Origin of the sequence: Maribacter sp. 1_MG-2023, assembly GCF_030547005.1 — a bacterium.
Classification (GTDB): domain Bacteria; phylum Bacteroidota; class Bacteroidia; order Flavobacteriales; family Flavobacteriaceae; genus Maribacter.
The window spans coordinates 207742-225400 of record NZ_JAUOPN010000006.1 but is presented as its reverse complement, the minus strand read 5'-3'; the positions used below and the strand labels follow the sequence as shown (position 1 = coordinate 225400).

The 17659-nt window shown below is 33.5% G+C and carries 17 protein-coding genes; 14 read left to right on the top strand and 3 right to left on the bottom strand.

All coding sequences use genetic code 11. The annotated features are described in order from the left end of the window. Positions 1–5: 5 nt before the first annotated feature. Together dnaK and Q4500_RS09310 are read left to right on the top strand one after the other, a co-directional pair. The gene (dnaK, locus tag Q4500_RS09315; protein ID WP_303599409.1) at positions 6–1910 is read left to right on the top strand and encodes a molecular chaperone DnaK; all 1905 of its coding nucleotides are present in this window, start codon (positions 6–8) and stop codon (positions 1908–1910) included. Positions 1911–2012: 102 nt separating this feature from the next. Continuing rightward, positions 2013–2942 carry a hypothetical protein gene (locus tag Q4500_RS09310; RefSeq protein ID WP_303599408.1) on the top strand — a complete coding sequence of 310 codons (930 nt, stop codon included), beginning with the start codon at positions 2013–2015 and terminating at the stop codon, positions 2940–2942. A 2-nt stretch (positions 2943–2944) separates the two neighbouring features. Here the strand turns inward: Q4500_RS09310 and Q4500_RS09305 are convergent, their stop codons facing one another. Both Q4500_RS09305 and Q4500_RS09300 read right to left on the bottom strand, forming a co-directional pair. Next, on the bottom strand, positions 2945–3502 hold the full coding sequence (locus tag Q4500_RS09305; protein WP_303599407.1) for a GNAT family N-acetyltransferase: 558 nt from the start codon (positions 3500–3502) through the stop codon (positions 2945–2947). Beyond that, the gene (locus tag Q4500_RS09300) at positions 3499–4143 is read right to left on the bottom strand and encodes an alpha/beta hydrolase (protein ID WP_303599406.1); all 645 of its coding nucleotides are present in this window, start codon (positions 4141–4143) and stop codon (positions 3499–3501) included. The genes Q4500_RS09305 and Q4500_RS09300 overlap by 4 nt, the downstream gene beginning before the upstream one ends. Before the next feature lie 64 nt (positions 4144–4207). Between Q4500_RS09300 and Q4500_RS09295 the strand changes: the two genes are divergently transcribed. From Q4500_RS09295 to Q4500_RS09255, 9 genes are all read left to right on the top strand, one after another. Beyond that, positions 4208–4630: a PaaI family thioesterase gene (locus Q4500_RS09295; protein ID WP_303599405.1), complete on the top strand. Its 423-nt coding sequence runs from the start codon at positions 4208–4210 to the stop codon at positions 4628–4630. A gap of 1 nt (position 4631) precedes the next feature. Continuing rightward, positions 4632–5744: a chorismate-binding protein gene (locus Q4500_RS09290; protein WP_303599404.1), complete on the top strand. Its 1113-nt coding sequence runs from the start codon at positions 4632–4634 to the stop codon at positions 5742–5744. A 49-nt stretch (positions 5745–5793) separates the two neighbouring features. Beyond that, the gene (menD, locus tag Q4500_RS09285) at positions 5794–7545 is read left to right on the top strand and encodes a 2-succinyl-5-enolpyruvyl-6-hydroxy-3-cyclohexene-1-carboxylic-acid synthase (protein WP_303599403.1); all 1752 of its coding nucleotides are present in this window, start codon (positions 5794–5796) and stop codon (positions 7543–7545) included. Between the two features lie 34 nt (positions 7546–7579). Then, the gene (locus Q4500_RS09280; RefSeq protein ID WP_303599402.1) at positions 7580–7924 is read left to right on the top strand and encodes a DUF2853 family protein; all 345 of its coding nucleotides are present in this window, start codon (positions 7580–7582) and stop codon (positions 7922–7924) included. Positions 7925–8016: 92 nt separating this feature from the next. Further along, complete coding sequence (locus Q4500_RS09275) at positions 8017–8853, top strand: S1 RNA-binding domain-containing protein (protein WP_303599401.1); 837 nt, start codon at positions 8017–8019, stop codon at positions 8851–8853. Positions 8854–9022: 169 nt separating this feature from the next. Beyond that, positions 9023–9631: an SPOR domain-containing protein gene (locus Q4500_RS09270; RefSeq protein WP_073246421.1), complete on the top strand. Its 609-nt coding sequence runs from the start codon at positions 9023–9025 to the stop codon at positions 9629–9631. Next, on the top strand, positions 9631–10539 hold the full coding sequence (gene menA / locus Q4500_RS09265) for a 1,4-dihydroxy-2-naphthoate octaprenyltransferase (protein ID WP_303599400.1): 909 nt from the start codon (positions 9631–9633) through the stop codon (positions 10537–10539). Before Q4500_RS09270 ends, menA begins: the two co-directional genes overlap by 1 nt. Before the next feature lie 32 nt (positions 10540–10571). After that, positions 10572–11336 (top strand): LytTR family DNA-binding domain-containing protein, encoded by a 765-nt coding sequence (locus Q4500_RS09260; protein WP_303599399.1) that lies wholly within the window; start codon positions 10572–10574, stop codon positions 11334–11336. Positions 11337–11738: 402 nt separating this feature from the next. Beyond that, the gene (locus Q4500_RS09255; protein ID WP_303599398.1) at positions 11739–13709 is read left to right on the top strand and encodes a sensor histidine kinase; all 1971 of its coding nucleotides are present in this window, start codon (positions 11739–11741) and stop codon (positions 13707–13709) included. 2 nt (positions 13710–13711) lie between these two features. Here Q4500_RS09255 and Q4500_RS09250 read toward each other — a convergent pair whose 3' ends face one another. Further along, positions 13712–14506, bottom strand: a complete 795-nt coding sequence (locus Q4500_RS09250; RefSeq protein WP_303599397.1) for an SDR family oxidoreductase — start codon at positions 14504–14506, stop codon at positions 13712–13714. Positions 14507–14551: 45 nt separating this feature from the next. Here Q4500_RS09250 and Q4500_RS09245 point away from each other — a divergent pair, with 45 nt between their 5' ends. From Q4500_RS09245 to Q4500_RS09235, 3 genes are read left to right on the top strand one after another with little or no spacing between them, the layout of a single operon-like run. Then, entirely contained in the window at positions 14552–15604 is a 1053-nt protein-coding gene (locus tag Q4500_RS09245) for an o-succinylbenzoate synthase (RefSeq protein WP_303599396.1), read from the top strand. After that, complete coding sequence (locus Q4500_RS09240) at positions 15595–16515, top strand: CPBP family intramembrane glutamic endopeptidase (RefSeq protein WP_303599395.1); 921 nt, start codon at positions 15595–15597, stop codon at positions 16513–16515. The genes Q4500_RS09245 and Q4500_RS09240 overlap by 10 nt, the downstream gene beginning before the upstream one ends. Positions 16516–16519: 4 nt before the next feature. Beyond that, positions 16520–17590: an AMP-binding protein gene (locus tag Q4500_RS09235; RefSeq protein WP_303599394.1), complete on the top strand. Its 1071-nt coding sequence runs from the start codon at positions 16520–16522 to the stop codon at positions 17588–17590. The last annotated feature ends 69 nt before the right edge of the window (positions 17591–17659 follow it).

The following is a 17659-nucleotide window of genomic DNA, read 5'->3' as shown; positions in this document are numbered from 1 at the left end:
ATAAAATGAGTAAGATTATAGGAATAGATTTGGGTACTACCAACTCCTGTGTTTCCGTAATGGAAGGTAATGAGCCAGTAGTAATTCCGAATGCAGAAGGAAAAAGAACAACGCCATCAGTGATTGCTTTCGTTGAAGGTGGTGAGATCAAAGTAGGTGACCCTGCAAAAAGGCAAGCGGTTACTAACCCAACAAAAACCATTTATTCTATTAAAAGGTTTATGGGTAATAAGTATTCTGAGTCAAGTAAAGAGGCAGATAGAGTACCTTATAAGGTAGTTAAAGGAGATAATGATACACCAAGAGTAGATATTGATGGTCGTTTATATTCTCCACAAGAATTATCAGCAATGATTCTTCAGAAAATGAAGAAAACGGCTGAAGATTATTTAGGACAAGAAGTAACTCGTGCGGTAATTACTGTACCTGCTTACTTTAATGATTCTCAAAGACAAGCGACTAAAGAAGCTGGTGAGATTGCAGGTTTAACTGTTGAGCGTATTATCAACGAGCCTACATCTGCATCTTTGGCGTACGGTATGGATAAGAAAGATACCGAGCAAAAAATTGTAGTATTTGATTTTGGTGGAGGTACACATGATGTTTCTATCTTAGAATTAGGTGATGGTGTATTTGAAGTACTAGCTACTGATGGTGATACTCACTTAGGTGGTGATGATGTTGATCAAAAAATTATTGATTGGTTAGCTGATGAGTTCAAGTCTGAGGAAGATATGGATCTTAGAAAAGATGCTATGGCGCTGCAACGTTTACGTGAAGCTGCTGAAAAAGCCAAAATTGAATTGTCATCTTCAGCTCAAACAGAAATTAACTTGCCGTATGTAACTGCAACTGCTTCTGGACCAAAGCACTTAGTAAGAACTTTGACAAGATCAAAATTTGAGCAATTAATTGCTGATTTGGTAAAAAGAACAATAGAGCCATGTGCAAGTGCAATGAAAGCTGCAGGTCTTAAAAATAGTGATATTGATGAGATTATCTTGGTTGGTGGTTCTACTAGAATACCAGCGGTACAAGAAGCTGTTGAGAAATTTTTCGGTAAAAAGCCTTCAAAAGGAGTTAACCCAGATGAGGTTGTAGCTATAGGTGCTGCAATACAAGGTGGTGTATTAACTGGAGATGTAAAAGATGTATTGTTATTAGATGTTACACCTCTTTCTTTAGGTATTGAAACTATGGGTAGTGTAATGACTAAATTAATAGAGTCTAACACAACAATACCAACTAAAAAGTCTCAGGTATTCTCTACTGCTGCTGATAACCAACCATCGGTTGAAATTCACGTATTGCAAGGAGAAAGACCAATGGCAAATGATAATAAAACTATTGGTAGATTCCATTTAGATGGTATTCCACCATCACAAAGAGGTACTCCTCAAATAGAAGTTACTTTTGATATTGATGCAAATGGTATTATTAAAGTATCTGCAACAGATAAAGCAACTAACAAGACGCAAGATATTCGTATTGAAGCTTCTTCAGGTTTAACTGATGAGGAAATCAAGAAGATGAAAGCAGAGGCGGAAGCTAATGCTGAGTCTGACAAAAAAGCGAAAGAAACTGCTGATAAGTTGAATGAGGCAGATGGAATGATTTTCCAGACTGAAAAGCAATTAATTGAATTTGGTGATAAATTATCTGATGATAAGAAAAAACCAATTGAAGATGCTTTGACAGAGTTAAAGGCTGCTTATGAAAGTAAAGACCTTGCAGTTATTTCTCCAGCTTTAGATAAAATCAATGAAGCTTGGAAAGTAGCATCTGAAGAAATGTACAAAGCGCAAGCTGATGCACAAGGTGGTGGAGCTCCTCAAGGAGAGCCAACTGCTGACGGTGGTGCTTCTGAAGGTGATAACGTTGAAGACGTAGATTTCGAAGAGGTTAAGTAATATAACTTTAAGTTGTTATATAAAAGGGACGGTTTATACCGTCCCTTTTTACTTTTATATGATATCCTTTTATCCCTATTATTAATAAAGTAATTTCGCAGTATGACTAAGAAATACCATTTTATTTTTTTAACGGTTTTTATAACAGCTTTTTCTACCGTCAGAGGACAAGAAATTCAAATCTTCACTCTTGAGGATTTTGACTTAATGGGAGATGTGAAATCTTGCTTGGTCAGTACCGATTATGGTAAAGAAGAATATGACTTTAATAAAAAGGGTTTCTTAACAAAGTCAGTTACAAGATATAATGAACAAGACTATGATGCTGTTTATTATAAGTATAATAATGATGACCTTTTGGAAAAACGATCAGAATCTTATAGAAATGGTGTTTTTGATGCAAGTACTTCTATCGCACATTTTTACGAAATTGATTCTACCGATAATTTAAAAATACAAGAGCGTATCTTCTCCTATGAAAAAGCGTTTTTAGATGAGTACATATATGGATATGATGAGTTTGGCGATTTAATAAGCATTCAAAGAACCAATAATAACGGTACAGACGTTACGCTTATAGAACACAAGAAGTTTAAAGGCGAGAATACCGTTACCTATCTATTGAACGATGCTCCAGTAAAATCTATTCGCACATCTACGCTAAAACCGATTAATAAAGCTGCTCAAAGAATTGTTTTAACAAAAGAGTATTTAAATGGTGAAGAGAATGATGCTTATGAAGAAGTGTATAGCATGGATGGTAAACTAATGGCACAGCAAGAATTTGAATACAATTCGCAATTGAAGAAATTTGAGCCAACCACACGTACTAGTTACGAATATGACGAAAAGGGAATGCTAGTTTCTGAAATTGCAAAAAGAGGTGCTGGTATTATTAAGAAAGAATACATTTATCAATACGACAATTCTGAAGTTGGTAATTGGATCAAGCAGATTGTAACGCCCGACAATACCTATACTACTAGAAAAATCACCTATTACCAAGCTGAAACTACAGTTATTAAAGAGTAGTACTATTTCTGATTACTTTGCCATTCTTCTCGCAAAAGACCATAGCAACAGGTATTTCTTTTAAAACCATTAAGTAGGTAAACATCTTTGCGTAGTATACCCTCTAAGGTGCAGCCTAGTTTCTCAACTGCTTTTCTTGATGCCATATTTCTTTCATCTACACGAAATTCTACTTTTTCGAAATTCATGGTAGTAAAAGCATATTCAAGCATTAATTTTTTCATTTGGGTGTTTAACCCGGTACCTTGAAATTCACGACCGATCCAAGTAGAGCCAATATGTAGGACTTTATTTGTTGAATTGATATGCATAAAACGGGTGCACCCTGCAAATGCATTATTCTTTCTATCATAAACAACAAAGGGTATGCTAGTGCCAGCTTTTTGCTGTTCTAATGCAATTTCTACATAGTTTTTTAAACTTGCAGGTGTTGCAATGTCAGAAGGGGAGTATTGAACCAATTTTTTCTGTGAAGCTATGGGAATCAGCTTTTCGTAATTTTCTAAGGTTAACGGACTCAGTATAACCCGTTCGTTTTCTAAGGTTGGTGTATAGTTCATTTTGCCAATTGATTTATTATTTCCTTTTTTACCTCGTGTCCACCATCAAAGGTGATGTTTTTAATACGGTCTCCAAAAAGTGTTTTAAGTTTGTTATTCTCTTCTATTAATTTGTCTGGAGTAATGTATTGATCCTTGTTGCCAAAAACTGAAATAATCTCGGTCTCCTTTTTTAAATGGGTAAAATCTGATTTTTTTAATTCTGTGGGTATTCCGCCAGCATAGAGAATCAATTTTGAGCAAGTCATTTTAGAATACGCCAAATACCTTAATGCTATAGAAATGCCTTGCGAAAATCCGAAGAGAACAATTTCACAATCCAGAGGTAGGTTTTCATCCTCTATAACAGCATCTAAATAATTGTAAAGGTTAGTTGTTTCAAGTGCCGTGTTTTCTTTTGTCAACCAACTTGCACCTACATGCTTATATTCATTTTTTAAATAATATTTAGAAGGAGCTTGTGGGGCAATGATGTAGTTTTCATTTTTAGGTAACTCGTTGAAATATTTAAGAAAAAATCTACTTAAGAAACCTATGCCATGAAAAACAATCCAAACTCGTTTTGTTTGGTTAGTTAATTCATTTAAAGTCTCATAGGTGTTGGTAGTTTTATAAGTGACATTTTTTATTTGGTTCTCCATTAATCTATCATTTCGGTTCGGCTTTTCTGTTGGTAATGTAATGCTTAATTTTACAAAAAAAAGGATGAACGACTACAAAGAGAAAATTCTAAAGATTTGTAACGAATCTTCTAAAGATACCTTAATGCAGACTTTAGAAATCGAATACATAGATGTAGGGGAAGATTTTTTGTTGGCTAAAATGCCTGTTACTCCAAAAGTGCATCAGCCGGACGGAGTTTTACATGGTGGGGCAACCGCTGCATTGGCAGAGAGTGTTGGTAGTGCGGCATCTTATGTTTTTTTAGATGGTAACAAATTTTTTGTTAAAGGTTTGGAGATTTCTGCAAATCACGTTAAAAGTGTAAAAGAAGGATTTGTTTATGCCAGAGCAACCATCTTACACAAAGGTAGAACTACCCAATTATGGGAGATTAGGGTGACCAACGAAGATGATCAACTGGTCTCTCTTTGTAAATTAACTACTATCGCATTACCTAGAAAGTAGTATGATACAAGAACTTTTTCATAGAGCTGAAAATTGCTTGAAAGAGCAGTTGCCGTTTGTGTTATATAGCAAACCTAATGAAACCGAATTGGTGGGTGTTTTTCAAAACAACGATGACGTTCATAAGGTTATAGATTTCACGGAAACAGGATTCGTTTTTGCTCCGTTCGATGTGAATTCAGATGCTATTTTAATGAAAATGGATGCTTTAGAAAAGGTTCCGTTAATTTTAAATGATGAATTTCAGGTCAGTGAGAAAAACATACCGGAAAGCGAAGCTACAGAAAAGGAAAGATATCTTAATTTAATATCTAAAGCCATTAAGAGAATTGGTAAAGGTGATTTCAATAAAGTTGTTCTGTCTAGGAAAATAGAAGTTGATGTCAAAGACAATTACTTTGAAGTGTATCAACGAATTCTTCAAGTATATAAAAAAGCATTCTGCTACTTTTGGTACCATCCAAAAATTGGAATTTGGATGGGTGCTACCCCAGAAATCTTGATAAAAAGTAATGGTACTCAATTTACTACAATGTCTTTGGCAGGTACACAGAATGCAATAGGTGCTAATGAACCAATTTGGGCGGAAAAAGAATTAGATGAACAGCAATTGGTAACCGATTATATTTTGGATACTTTAAAAGATGATGTTGTTTCTTTAAATAGTTCTGAACGAGAGTCTGTTAAGGCAGGTCAACTTTGGCATCTTCGTACTGAAATGAAAGGCACCATTGCGCCGAATAAATTTGGTGATATATTAAAAGCACTACATCCAACACCAGCAGTATGCGGTAGCCCGTTAGAAAATGCAAAGAGTTTTATTTTAGAAAACGAATTGTATGAACGTAATTTTTATACCGGATTTTTAGGTGAGCTGAATACAAAAACAGAACTGCCAAGAAATAGAAACCGTCGTAACCAAGAGAATAGTGCTTATAGAAGTGTTATGAAAACCTCAGAGCTTTTTGTAAATCTACGCTGCATGCAATTGTTCAAAGAGAAAGCTGAGATTTATGTAGGTGGTGGAATTACAAGTGATTCTATACCTGAAAAAGAATGGGAAGAAACGGCTTTAAAAAGTAATACCATGTTTCGTGTTCTAGACGGTAAATAGATTAGTAACTTTTGGGTAATAACCCGCTTTGGTCGTATTTTTGAATTACATGAAATACTCCGCAATACCTACCGCACAATCTATTGTTCAACATTGCCAGGCAAAGAATATTTCTAAAATAGTGATATCGCCGGGGTCTAGAAATGCGCCGCTTACGATAGCCTTTGCAGAGAATCCTTTTTTTACTTGTTATAGCATAGTAGACGAACGTTGTGCCGCTTTTTTTGCTTTAGGTATGGCGCAACAATTGCAAAAGCCAGTGGTAGTGCTTTGTACATCTGGTAGTGCGCTTTTAAATTATTACCCAGCGGTTGCCGAGGCATATTTTAGTAATGTTCCGTTAATTGTTATTTCTGCTGACAGACCTGTGTATAAATTAGGAATAGGAGATGGACAAACCATTAACCAGCGAAATGTATTTGAAAATCATATAAGATATTCTGCCAACCTAAAACAAGATGTCAATCATGCTACTAAAAAGATTTTGCAATATAAACCTGAGTGGCTTTCTAATAGAGATGTAAATGAAGTTCAACAAGAAGTACAGCATTTCAATGATGGTGAATTGAACCTTGCTCTTGAAATTTCACTGACGTCTAATACTCCTATTCATATAAACGCACCTTTTGAAGAGCCTTTGTATGAAACAGTATCTGCGCCTACGGTATCGCCGCAAATTAGTGCGATACCAACTAAGGTTGCTAATGTTTTAGATTTAGAGCAGCATAGAAATATTTGGAAAACTTCTGTTCGTAAAATGGTATTGGTAGGTGTTAATACATCTAATGCTATTAAAGATATGGTTTTAGAAAAGCTAGCTAATGATCCTAGCGTTATAGTGTTAACAGAAACTACATCGAATATTCATCATCCTAATTTTTTTAATAGTATAGATTCGTTAGTTGCACCCATGGAAATGTATGCCGATACTGAATTGGAATTCGAAAAATTGAAGCCAGAGGTATTGATAACTTTTGGCGGACTCATAGTTTCTAAAAAAGTAAAAGCCTTTTTAAGAAATTATGCGCCAGAACATCATTGGCATATTGGAGGTCAATTTGCAAACGATACTTTTTTCTGTTTAGAAGAACATATTAAAATTTCGGTTAATGATTTTTTCAGTGAAATGTATTCAGACAATACGAATCTAAAAAGTGAGTATTTTTCTCATTGGAATAAGGTAAAAGAGAAATATGAGCTCAAAAGAGATGATTATTTAAAAGAGATTCCGTTTTCAGATTTTTTAGCCTTTAATCATATTTTAGCAGCTGTGCCTAATGATTATATGTTGCAGTTAGCAAATAGTTCTACCATTAGATATACACAGTTATTTAACGTAAATTCTACACTAAAAGTCTTTTGTAATAGAGGTACAAGTGGTATTGATGGTAGTACATCTACAGCAATTGGTGCATCTTTGGTAATTAGCTCACCTACACTTTTTATAACAGGCGATCTTAGCTTTTTCTATGATAGTAATGCATTGTGGAATAGTTACTTAAAGCCTAATTTTAGAATTATTGTTGTTAATAATAATGGCGGCGGAATTTTTAGAATACTTCCGGGAAAGGAAAATTCTGATGTTTTTGAAACCTATTTCGAAACCAGACATACCTTATCTGCAGCGCATCTTTGTGCGATGTATGGTTTCAATTATTTAACGGCAAATTCATCTGAAGAGCTTGAAGAAGAATTAAGTACATTTTTTGATGAAACCGGTCGTCCGCAATTACTGGAAATTACTACGCCTACATTAAAAAACGATAAAATTTTGATTGATTATTTTCGTTTCATATCTTAGTGGTGTATTAACCATTAATTATAACACATTTAACATGAGTAAAAGAGACGATTTAATCGAAAAGTATGCTGCAGACATCAAAGATAAATTTGGTGAAAATGCAGATATGGACTTGCTTAAAAAAGTAACTGTTGGTCTAGGACCATCTATTTACAACATCGATGCTTCTAAAGTATCTGGTAGTGATCAAAAAGAATTGGATACTGTAAAGAACAATTACTTGATCAAAAAGTTAGGTCTTCCTGATAATGCTAAATTAGATGAAGCACTTGCATCTGTTATGGACAAATACGGTTCTTCTAACAGAAACAAGCATAGAGCAGTTATCTATTACAAGCTTTGTCAACATTTCAAAAAATCATCTGTTTACGATAAATAGTCAGATGACAATTAAATTAAAGACCGTTGCCTTTTTGGTAACGGTCTTTTTTTTAGACTAAGTTTTTAATATTTAAAATGTAATTTTGCAGCATGATAGAATTAGGACATATAAACAACCTTGAGATTTTAAGAGACACTAGTGTTGGACTCTTTTTGGGTGATGAAGAAGGAAATGATGTATTGTTACCAAATAAATATGTGCCAACTGAATATGAAATAGGAGAGAAAATTAAAGTTTTCTGTTATTTAGATTATGATGAAAGACCAGTTGCAACTACCTTAGAGCCAGATATTATGCTTGGTGAATTTAGATTGTTACAAGTAGCTGAGGTGAATGAGTTTGGTGCGTTTATGCAATGGGGTCTTGAGAAACACCTTTTAGTACCTTTTCGTGAGCAGCGTGTTAAGATGAAAGAAGGGCAGTGGTATGTGGTACACTGTTATTTAGATGAACGTTCTGGTAGATTGGTTGCTTCAAATAAACTCGACAGATTTTTAAGTAATGATACTATCGATCTTAAAGAATGGGAGAAGGTAGATTTAGTCGTTACTAGACAAACCGATTTAGGTTGGGAGGTTATTGTAAATGAAAAACATAAGGGGTTAGTTTACTTCAATGAAGTTTTCAAACCAATTAATATTGGCGACGTCATACCTGGTTGTATCAAGATCATTAGAAAAGACAATAAATTAGATATTTCTCTTCAGCCATTAGGTGCTAAAGTTTTAGAACCTGCTGCTAAGAAAATATATGAAGTGTTAGTTGAAAGTGGTGGTTTTTTAGGGTTACATGATAAGTCTGCACCAGAAGAAATTAGAGATATTTTTCAAATGAGTAAGAAAACATTTAAAAAAGGTCTAGGTACCTTATATAAAGACAGAAAAATTAAAATTGAATCTGACGGTATCAGTCTCTTAGATGACTAAATATAAATGTAGGAAAATTCTTTTCGATTTGATTTTCAACAGAATATCTTAAATAATCATCGTGTTTATTGTGATTAGTTACATTTAATTTTATTTTTGTGTCAATTAAAAAGTTATTAACAATTTTTAACTTACATTTAGGTTTTAAGCGTAAAAATTACCCCTGTATATGCCCTTTATAGAAGAAAGCGATTTACTAGAATTACATAAAGACGTCGATAAAGCACAAATTATCAATGAGCGTTTATTAGATCAAATAAAATTCAAAAACAAAGAATTAAAGAAGAGTAAGATTCAGCGTAATATTTTGGCAGGAATTACAGGTCTTTTCTTAATTGGCGGTTTGGCATTTACCTCATTTACTGCAGGTTTGTCAAGTTCAGGTGGTTTTAATAGAAAAGCTTCTAATGATTTGGTGCTAACTTCTATAGATAGCGTTGATGCAATAAGAACTCGTTTAGAAAGTTTGAAAGAGCAAAATGAAGAACTAAGCCTTGTTAAAGAATTTTACCTGGCTAAAGAGTTCTTACAGAAAGAAAAAATATATTCGGTACAAGTAAAATCTTTCGTAGATAATAATGTAACACTAGCTTCTGAAGCTTTGACAAATACACTCTTCGTTAAAACCAATCCTTTTTACTCGTATTCATTAGGTAATTTTGAGACTTTAGAAGAAGCACAATCTTTTAGAAAACAATTAGTAGATATTGGTTTTGGTGATGCTTTCGTAGCTTCTTATCAAGACGGTAAAAGAATTCAAATAGAAGATCCTTTTTAGTGACAAAAGTTAAAGCTTGGCTCAACGCAGCAAGACTTAGAACCCTTCCCTTATCAATTTCAGGTATACTTGTAGGTACTGCTATGGCAGCTTATCATGGGGTTACGAATGTCAGTATTTTTATTCTGGCAATCTTAACTACTATTGGTTTACAGGTAACGTCTAATTTTGCAAATGATTACGGTGACGGTGTCAAAGGTACTGATGGTGATGATAGGGTAGGGCCAAAAAGAGCTCTGCAGAGTGGACTTTTAACCGCAGCGCAATTAAAATCTGGTATTTATATCAGTATTGTAATTAATGCAATTCTCATTGTAGCGTTAATCGTTACTTCTTTTGGTTTAAAAGATATTCTATATCCTGTTTTATTCTTATTATTGGGAGCCTTTGCAATTTGGGCAGCTATCAAATATACCGTAGGTAAATCTGCTTATGGGTATAACGGTCTTGGCGATATTTTTGTTTTTATATTTTTTGGATTAGTCAGTGTTTTAGGTTCTATGTTTTTATACCTGAAAGCAATCTCTTTTATGACAGTATTGCCCGCAGTTTCTATAGGGTTATTGAGTGTAGGTGTTCTTAACCTTAATAATATGAGAGACATAAAATCTGATGCCGCAGTTGGTAAGAATACCATGGTGGTTAAAATGGGTTTACCGAAGGCAAAAAAATATCACTACGCACTGTTAATTATTTCGTTTATGTGTCTGTTTTGTTTTTTACTTACAACAAATGGATCGCAATTACGTTATGTATGTCTTGCAGGCTACCTTCTGGTGTTTATTCATCTAAGAAAAGTAGCTAGCACCAATAACGAGGCAGAACTTGATCCAGAGCTGAAAAAATTAGCATTAAGTACCTTTTTTATCGCCTTGTTGTTTTTTATTAGTTATTATTATTTTTTGTAATTTTGAGTATAACCCACAAACCAATTTAAACCTTGGAACAACCCATAAAAATTCTAATTGTTGAGGATAATGTGATCATCGCTGATGATATGCAATCTATGCTAGAGGAAATAGGATATGAAATAGTTGACAACGTAATTGTTTATGAACAGGCTGTTGAAGTTTTAAAAACCCAACAGGTAGATTTAGTTCTAATTGATATCATTTTAGCTTCTGATAAAACGGGTATTGATTTGGGTAAACACATTAGAGAGAATTATGATATTCCTTTCATTTTCGTAACATCTAACTCGGATCGTGCAACAGTTGAAAATGCTAAAACAGTAAAACCTAACGGTTATTTGGTGAAGCCTTTTGAGCAACAAGATTTATATACATCTATTGAAATTGCATTATCAAACTTCATTTACGGTAAACAGACTACGGCTAATAATGGAGCAGCTAATGATACCAATACCGAAGATGTTGCAATGTCTAATTCTATTTTAAAAGATTCTATCTTCGTCAAGAAGCAGCATCTTTATTACAGAATACAATTTGGTGATATTCAATTTATCAAAGCTGACAATGTCTATTTAGAAGTAAATACTGTAGATAAAAAGTTTTTGGTACGTTCACCATTAAAAGATTATTTAGAGAAGTTACCACAGAATAAGTTTTACAGAGCGCATAAATCATACATTGTAAATGTGGATCATATTGATGCTATCAATTCAAAAGATATTATGATCAATAATACGTTGATCCCAATCTCTAAAGATTTTAAAGAGTTTATTATCTCGGCTATGAATTCCTAATCCGAGTTACTATATAAAAAAAACACCTTTTTAAGGTGTTTTTTTTGCTTTTAGCTCAGATGAAATGTAATTTATCATCGATAAAGTGTGTTTTTTTACCGATGAAATACATGGTTATATGGTCTAAGTACGTTTCACCACAATAATTAAGGGTTTCACAACAAATAATCCTGATACGTATGGCTTATTTATAATTTTGAAATATTAGAAATTGAATGGTTTTTTTGTCAAGAACTTGAATTTGAAATCAAAATCAGCATCAATTTTTAATGAAACAGTAAAAAGTACGTAGAACACGCTTTTTGAGCTTTAGGTTATTTGAAAATCATTTAATGATGGCTCATAAAAAAAATTAGTAGAATCGGGTATAAGTTATAAGTTTGATTCTGCTTTTATTAAGATATGAAAAAACCCTTTATTTTGAGATTAGTGTGCACTTTGATTTTTAGTGTATTTACTTGCCTTGGTTTTGCGCAAGACGATGTAGAAACTCAAAATGAAGATTATTACAAACAATTTCAAGATTTAGAAAACGGTGAACTACGTTCGTTCTTCTTTTTTAATACTCCCAACCGCTACAATCAAAATTCTCCGTACGATTGGTTAGATACTGTAAAAGTTTATTTGAACAGTTCTGAAAAAACAAAAGATTCAATTTCCATACGAAACTACCAACTTATAGAATCTCAAATCTATTATGATTTGGGTAACTACGAGAGAAGTCTAGCAATTGCCAGACCACTATATGATAATTTATTAAAGTTAGATTTGGAGTCTAAGCAGAATATTCTAAGCATATTGGATAATAATTATGCTATGCTAGAATTGTACGATAAGCAAATTGAAATTAGAAGGGTAAAACGTGAATTAGGATTAACCGATAACGTTGCCTTTTATGATATTTACGCGAGTTTAGGTCAATATAGAAAGGCTATGCGTGATTACATGACCGAAGAGAAAAAAGTACTTAAAGATGACGATTACTATGGTCAGGCTATTTATAACAACACCATTGGTAATTATTTAAGGTTAGATAAATCTACATCAACTGCATTGAGTTATTTTAAGAAAGCAGAGGGACTCATAAAGGTTTTTTTAAGTGATGTTACCAACCAACATTCAGATAAGGAGATTGCAGATGGCAGAATTCTAAACGGATTGATTATAGGTAATATTGGTAAAAGTCACGTGCAGCTAGGTGAATACGAAAAGGCTATTCCTTTTTTAGAAGAGAGTAGAGACATCATCAAGAAATATAATAAGAGTAAATTTTCTTCAGATATTATTGAGAATACGCTTGCCTTGGCTGAATGTTATTTGAAATTAGATGATTACGCCAAAGCTACAGATTACTTGAGTGATGACTTAAACCCAATTAAATCAGATAATATTTTAAAGCGTAATAGAATTTATGCCGATTACTATTTTAAAACTGGTGATTTTAAAAATTCAACTGTTTACCTTAAAAAGAATATTAGAATTAGAGACTCTATTGATGCACTGGCATCAAATATTAAAAATCAACAACTAACTTCAGTTGTAGCGCAAGATTTAGAGAATTCTAGAAAAACGATGGAGCAACAGAAAGCGCAGTTAGAAGAATCTAGAAAAGATATTAAGGCAAGAGATGATAAAATTAGTTTGGTGTTTGTATCCTTGATATTTACCCTTATTGGTTTTGCAGGTTTAGTATACGCTTACTTAAAGAGTATCAAAAACCAACGCTTGATTGCCGAGCAAAAATTCATAATCGAAAATTCATTGGTAGAGAAAGATTCTCTGCTTAAAGAAATTCACCATAGGGTTAAAAACAACCTGCAAATGGTTTCTAGCTTGTTGAGTTTGCAAACTAAAAACACTCGAAGTAAGGCAGCAATTGCGGCATTAGAAGAAGGTAAGAGTAGAGTTAAGGCGATGGCATTAATACACCAGAAATTGTATCAAAATGATGACCTATCGGTTATTGAGATGCAAGGGTATATTGAAAGTTTAATTAACAGTATTCAGTCAGTTTACAAAAAAGGCGGACATAGTATTAATATTACCATAGATGCAGAAGGTGTAGAATTGGATATTGATAGAGCAATTCCGTTCGGACTTATATTAAACGAGTTGGTTTCTAATTCATTTAAATATGCTTTTCCGAATGATGATAGCGATGGTAAAATATACATCCATCTACGAAAAATAGCTGGTCAAGAAGGTTTCTTTGAGTATACCGATAATGGTATTGGTTTACCTGAAGATTCAGATGAACGCGCTAGTTCTTCTATGGGTATTCGCTTAATGAGTCGACTGGCTAATCAGCTTCAGACTTCAATGAATACGGATAAAACACAAGACGGAGTTCGTTTTTGGTTTAATTTTAAATAAGACTATCTAACCTTACTTTTCATAATCACTTTGTGTAGTAGTTTAGGGAAGAATCTTTTGAGATAAATTCCGAATTTCTCTTTTCCACCGACATAGGTTTCAAATCTTTTCTTTTCAATTGCAGAGATAATTTCTTTTGCACAATCATTAACTGGCATTCCATTTTCTGTGGCATTATCTTCTTTTTGTAAAGCAGACCCATCACCGGTTAATGCATTTTTTGCAACATTTGTTTGTATGAATCCTGGGCAAATTATTGATACGTCTACATTATCTTTCTCATGTTCCATGCGTAAGGCATCAAAGAAGCCGTGTAGTGCATGTTTTGCACCACAATAACCGGAACGATACGGAGAAGAAAATTTACCCATTAAGCTGGTAACAGTAACGAAATGACCACTTTTTTGAGCTGTGAAATAGGGTAGTAGATGTTTTGTAAGCTTAATAGTACCCAGATAATTAACATCTACCATTTGTTGATACACTTCAAATTTTGTATCAATGATAAGTGAACGTTGACTTAGTCCGCCATTATTAATTAAAATATCTATTTTACCGTAAATTGATACAGCTGTTTCGGTTATGCTTTCTAGTGAGTCGAATGCTATTAAATCTAAAGGAAGTATAGCTGCATTTTCAGGAAATTTACATTTACCTTTTACTTCTAAAAGAACATCTGCTCTTCTTGCTGATAGTATAATTTTTGCTCCAAGTTTGTTTAAATGATATACCAATGCCTCTCCAATTCCAGAAGATGCACCTGTTATCCAAATCACCTTATTTTCTATACTAGCCATACCGTCGTATTTAAACTCAAAATATAGTTAAATTTGTGCGATATTATGAAGGTAACATTTAAAAAGTATTTCCTAAATTTCAAAAACCCTAGCGGAACCTCTAGAGGAATTCTTCGAACCAAAGAAACTTGGTTTATCTTTTTAGAAGATGAAGGAAAATGGGGTGTTGGTGAATGCGGACTTTTTAGAGGTCTTAGTTTTGATGATGTTCCTGAATATCAAGATAAATGTGCTTGGGTAGCACAAAACATAAAAGGGGGAGAAATCGAATTGCTAAAACAGTTACAGAATTTCCCCAGTATTCAATTCGGGGTAGAGCAGGCATTTATGTCGTTACGTTCTGAAAATCCATTTCATCTTTTTGAATCTAGTTTTTTAAATGACCAAAAACCGATTTCAATTAACGGATTGGTTTGGATGGGTGATAAGGAGTTTATGCATCAACAAATAGAAGAAAAATTAAAGAATGGCTTTTCTTGTATAAAAATGAAAATTGGTGCAATTGATTTTGATATTGAAATAGCATTGCTAAAATCTATTAGAGAACGTTATTCAAAAGAAGCGATTGAATTACGGGTAGATGCTAACGGAGCATTTAAACCACAAGAAGCTTTACCTAAATTAGAAACGTTATCGAAATTAGATTTACACTCTATAGAACAACCTATTAAACAAGGGCAAGCTGAAGAAATGAAAAGGCTTTGTAGTAATACGCCTTTGCCAATTGCTTTAGATGAAGAATTAATTGGTGTGGTTGATGTAACAAAAAAGGCAGCGTTGCTACAAACAATACAACCACAATTTATAATTTTGAAACCAAGTTTGGTTGGTGGTGTTGCAGGAAGTAGTGAATGGATTTCTATTGCAGAAAAGAATAATATAGGGTGGTGGGTAACAAGTGCCTTAGAGAGTAATATTGGCTTAAATGCTATTGCGCAATGGACAGCAACATTAAATAATGAAATGCCTCAAGGTTTGGGTACTGGGTCACTATTCACAAATAATATTGAGAGCCCGTTAGAGGTTAATAATGGAGGTTTGTTTTATAACAGCTCTAAAAAATGGAATACAAATTTAATTGAAAGTTTATGTATATAGAACAGGGGTATAAAGGTGATTTAGGTTTGTGGAAATATTTAATTATTCCCGGTTGTTTTATTGGGTTTATGATATTGAACTATATCGCAATTATATTATCACCAGTTAGTGTAGAGGATAGTATGGAGCAAATGATAGCTAGTTTAGGCTCTAATTTAGTATTGATTATTTTACTAGTTCCATTGGCTGTTGGTCTATTTGTGGTGCTGGGATGGACAAAATTAGTGCATTCACAAAGCATTACTAGTTTGACGACATCCAGAAAAAAAATAGATTGGAAAAGAGTATTTTTTTCCTTTGGTGTTTGGGGATTGATAACAATAATTTTAACTTTTATAGGTATTTATTTATCTCCTGAAGATTACCTGTTTAATTTCAAGTTGATGCCATTTTTAAGTTTGGCTTTAATTGGAATAATCCTAATTCCTTTACAAACTAGCTTTGAGGAGTATTTGTTTAGAGGTCATATGATGCAAGGATTGGGTATTGCTGCAAAAAATAGATGGGTACCTTTAGTTGTTACTTCTGTATTATTTGGATTAATGCATTTGGGAAATCCTGAAGTAGAGAAACTGGGTTATGGTATAATGATATACTATATAGGTACTGGTTTTTTTCTTGGTATTATAACCCTAATGGATGAAGGTCTAGAACTTGCTTTAGGTTTTCATGCCGCTAATAATTTAATTGGAGCGTTATTGTTGACTGCTGATTGGACTGCTTTTCAAACTGATTCATTGTATAGGGATGTTTCTGATCCAATTTTGGGTTGGGATGTCTTGGTGCCGGTATTTATAGTATTCCCTATTCTATTAATAATCTTTTCAAAAAAGTATGGCTGGACCAACTGGAAAGAAAAATTAACAGGAAAGGTGTTATCTGAAGAAGAATTTCTGAAACTAGATAATTAGTAAAATGTATAAAGCTTCAGTACACCCAAGTTTTTCCATTCATGGTAGATTTATTTCTTTTGCCGATTTAACAGAGGTAAGTTATAGCCTAATTAAAGAGGGAGAAGAATTTGAAAAGCGCATTGGCGAATTCATTATAGATTGGATAGATGATTCACCTACCATTTCTGCACGGACCTCTGGTTCTACGGGTACTCCAAAAACAATTGTTTTAAAGAAGAACCATATGGAGAATAGTGCTTTGGCAACAGGCAGCTATTTTAATTTATCACCTAGGTCTTCTGCATTGTTGTGCTTACCTGCAACTTATATTGCTGGTAAAATGATGTTAGTTAGAGCTATGGTGTTAGGGTTAGATATTTATTTTGTGGAACCTACTTCAAATCCGTTAGAAGGCATTAATATGTCTTTTGATTTTGGCGCTATGGTTCCTTTGCAAGTTGCTAATTCATTACCGAAGCTTTCATTGCTACATAAGTTGATTATTGGTGGTGCTCCAATCTCTACTTCATTGAGAAAGGAAATAAAAAGTATAGCCAACGCTAGTTATGAAACTTATGGTATGACGGAGACAATAACACATATTGCAATTAAGTTTTTGAATAATGGTGTAGCAGACGATGCACCTTTTTCTATTTTACCAGACGTTGAAATATCTAAAGATGACAGAGGGTGTTTGGTAATTAATGCTCCAAAGATTGCTGATGAAACTGTGATTACTAATGATGTTATTGAATTGGTTTCGGAAACTGAGTTCAAGTGGTTAGGCAGATTTGATAATGTAATTAATTCTGGCGGAATTAAACTTAGTCCTGAGCAGGTAGAGGCTAAACTTTCGAATAGTATTGACAAACCTTTTTTTATAACTTCTTTACCAGACGCAAAACTAGGGGAGCAATTAGTGCTGGTTATTGAAGGTGTAGTGAATGAAAACGATGTGTTGAAAAAAATTACTTCAAGTGCTCTTTTATCTAAGTACGAAGTGCCGCGTCTAATTAAAACTATTCCGGTATTCTTACGTACTGATAGCGGAAAAGTTAAGCGGAAAGAAACCATGACCTTATTGAAGTCATAACTTCACTCACCACACCTGCCCATTCACTCATTTTTTATTTTAATATGGCTGACTTCTTAATAGGTTTAT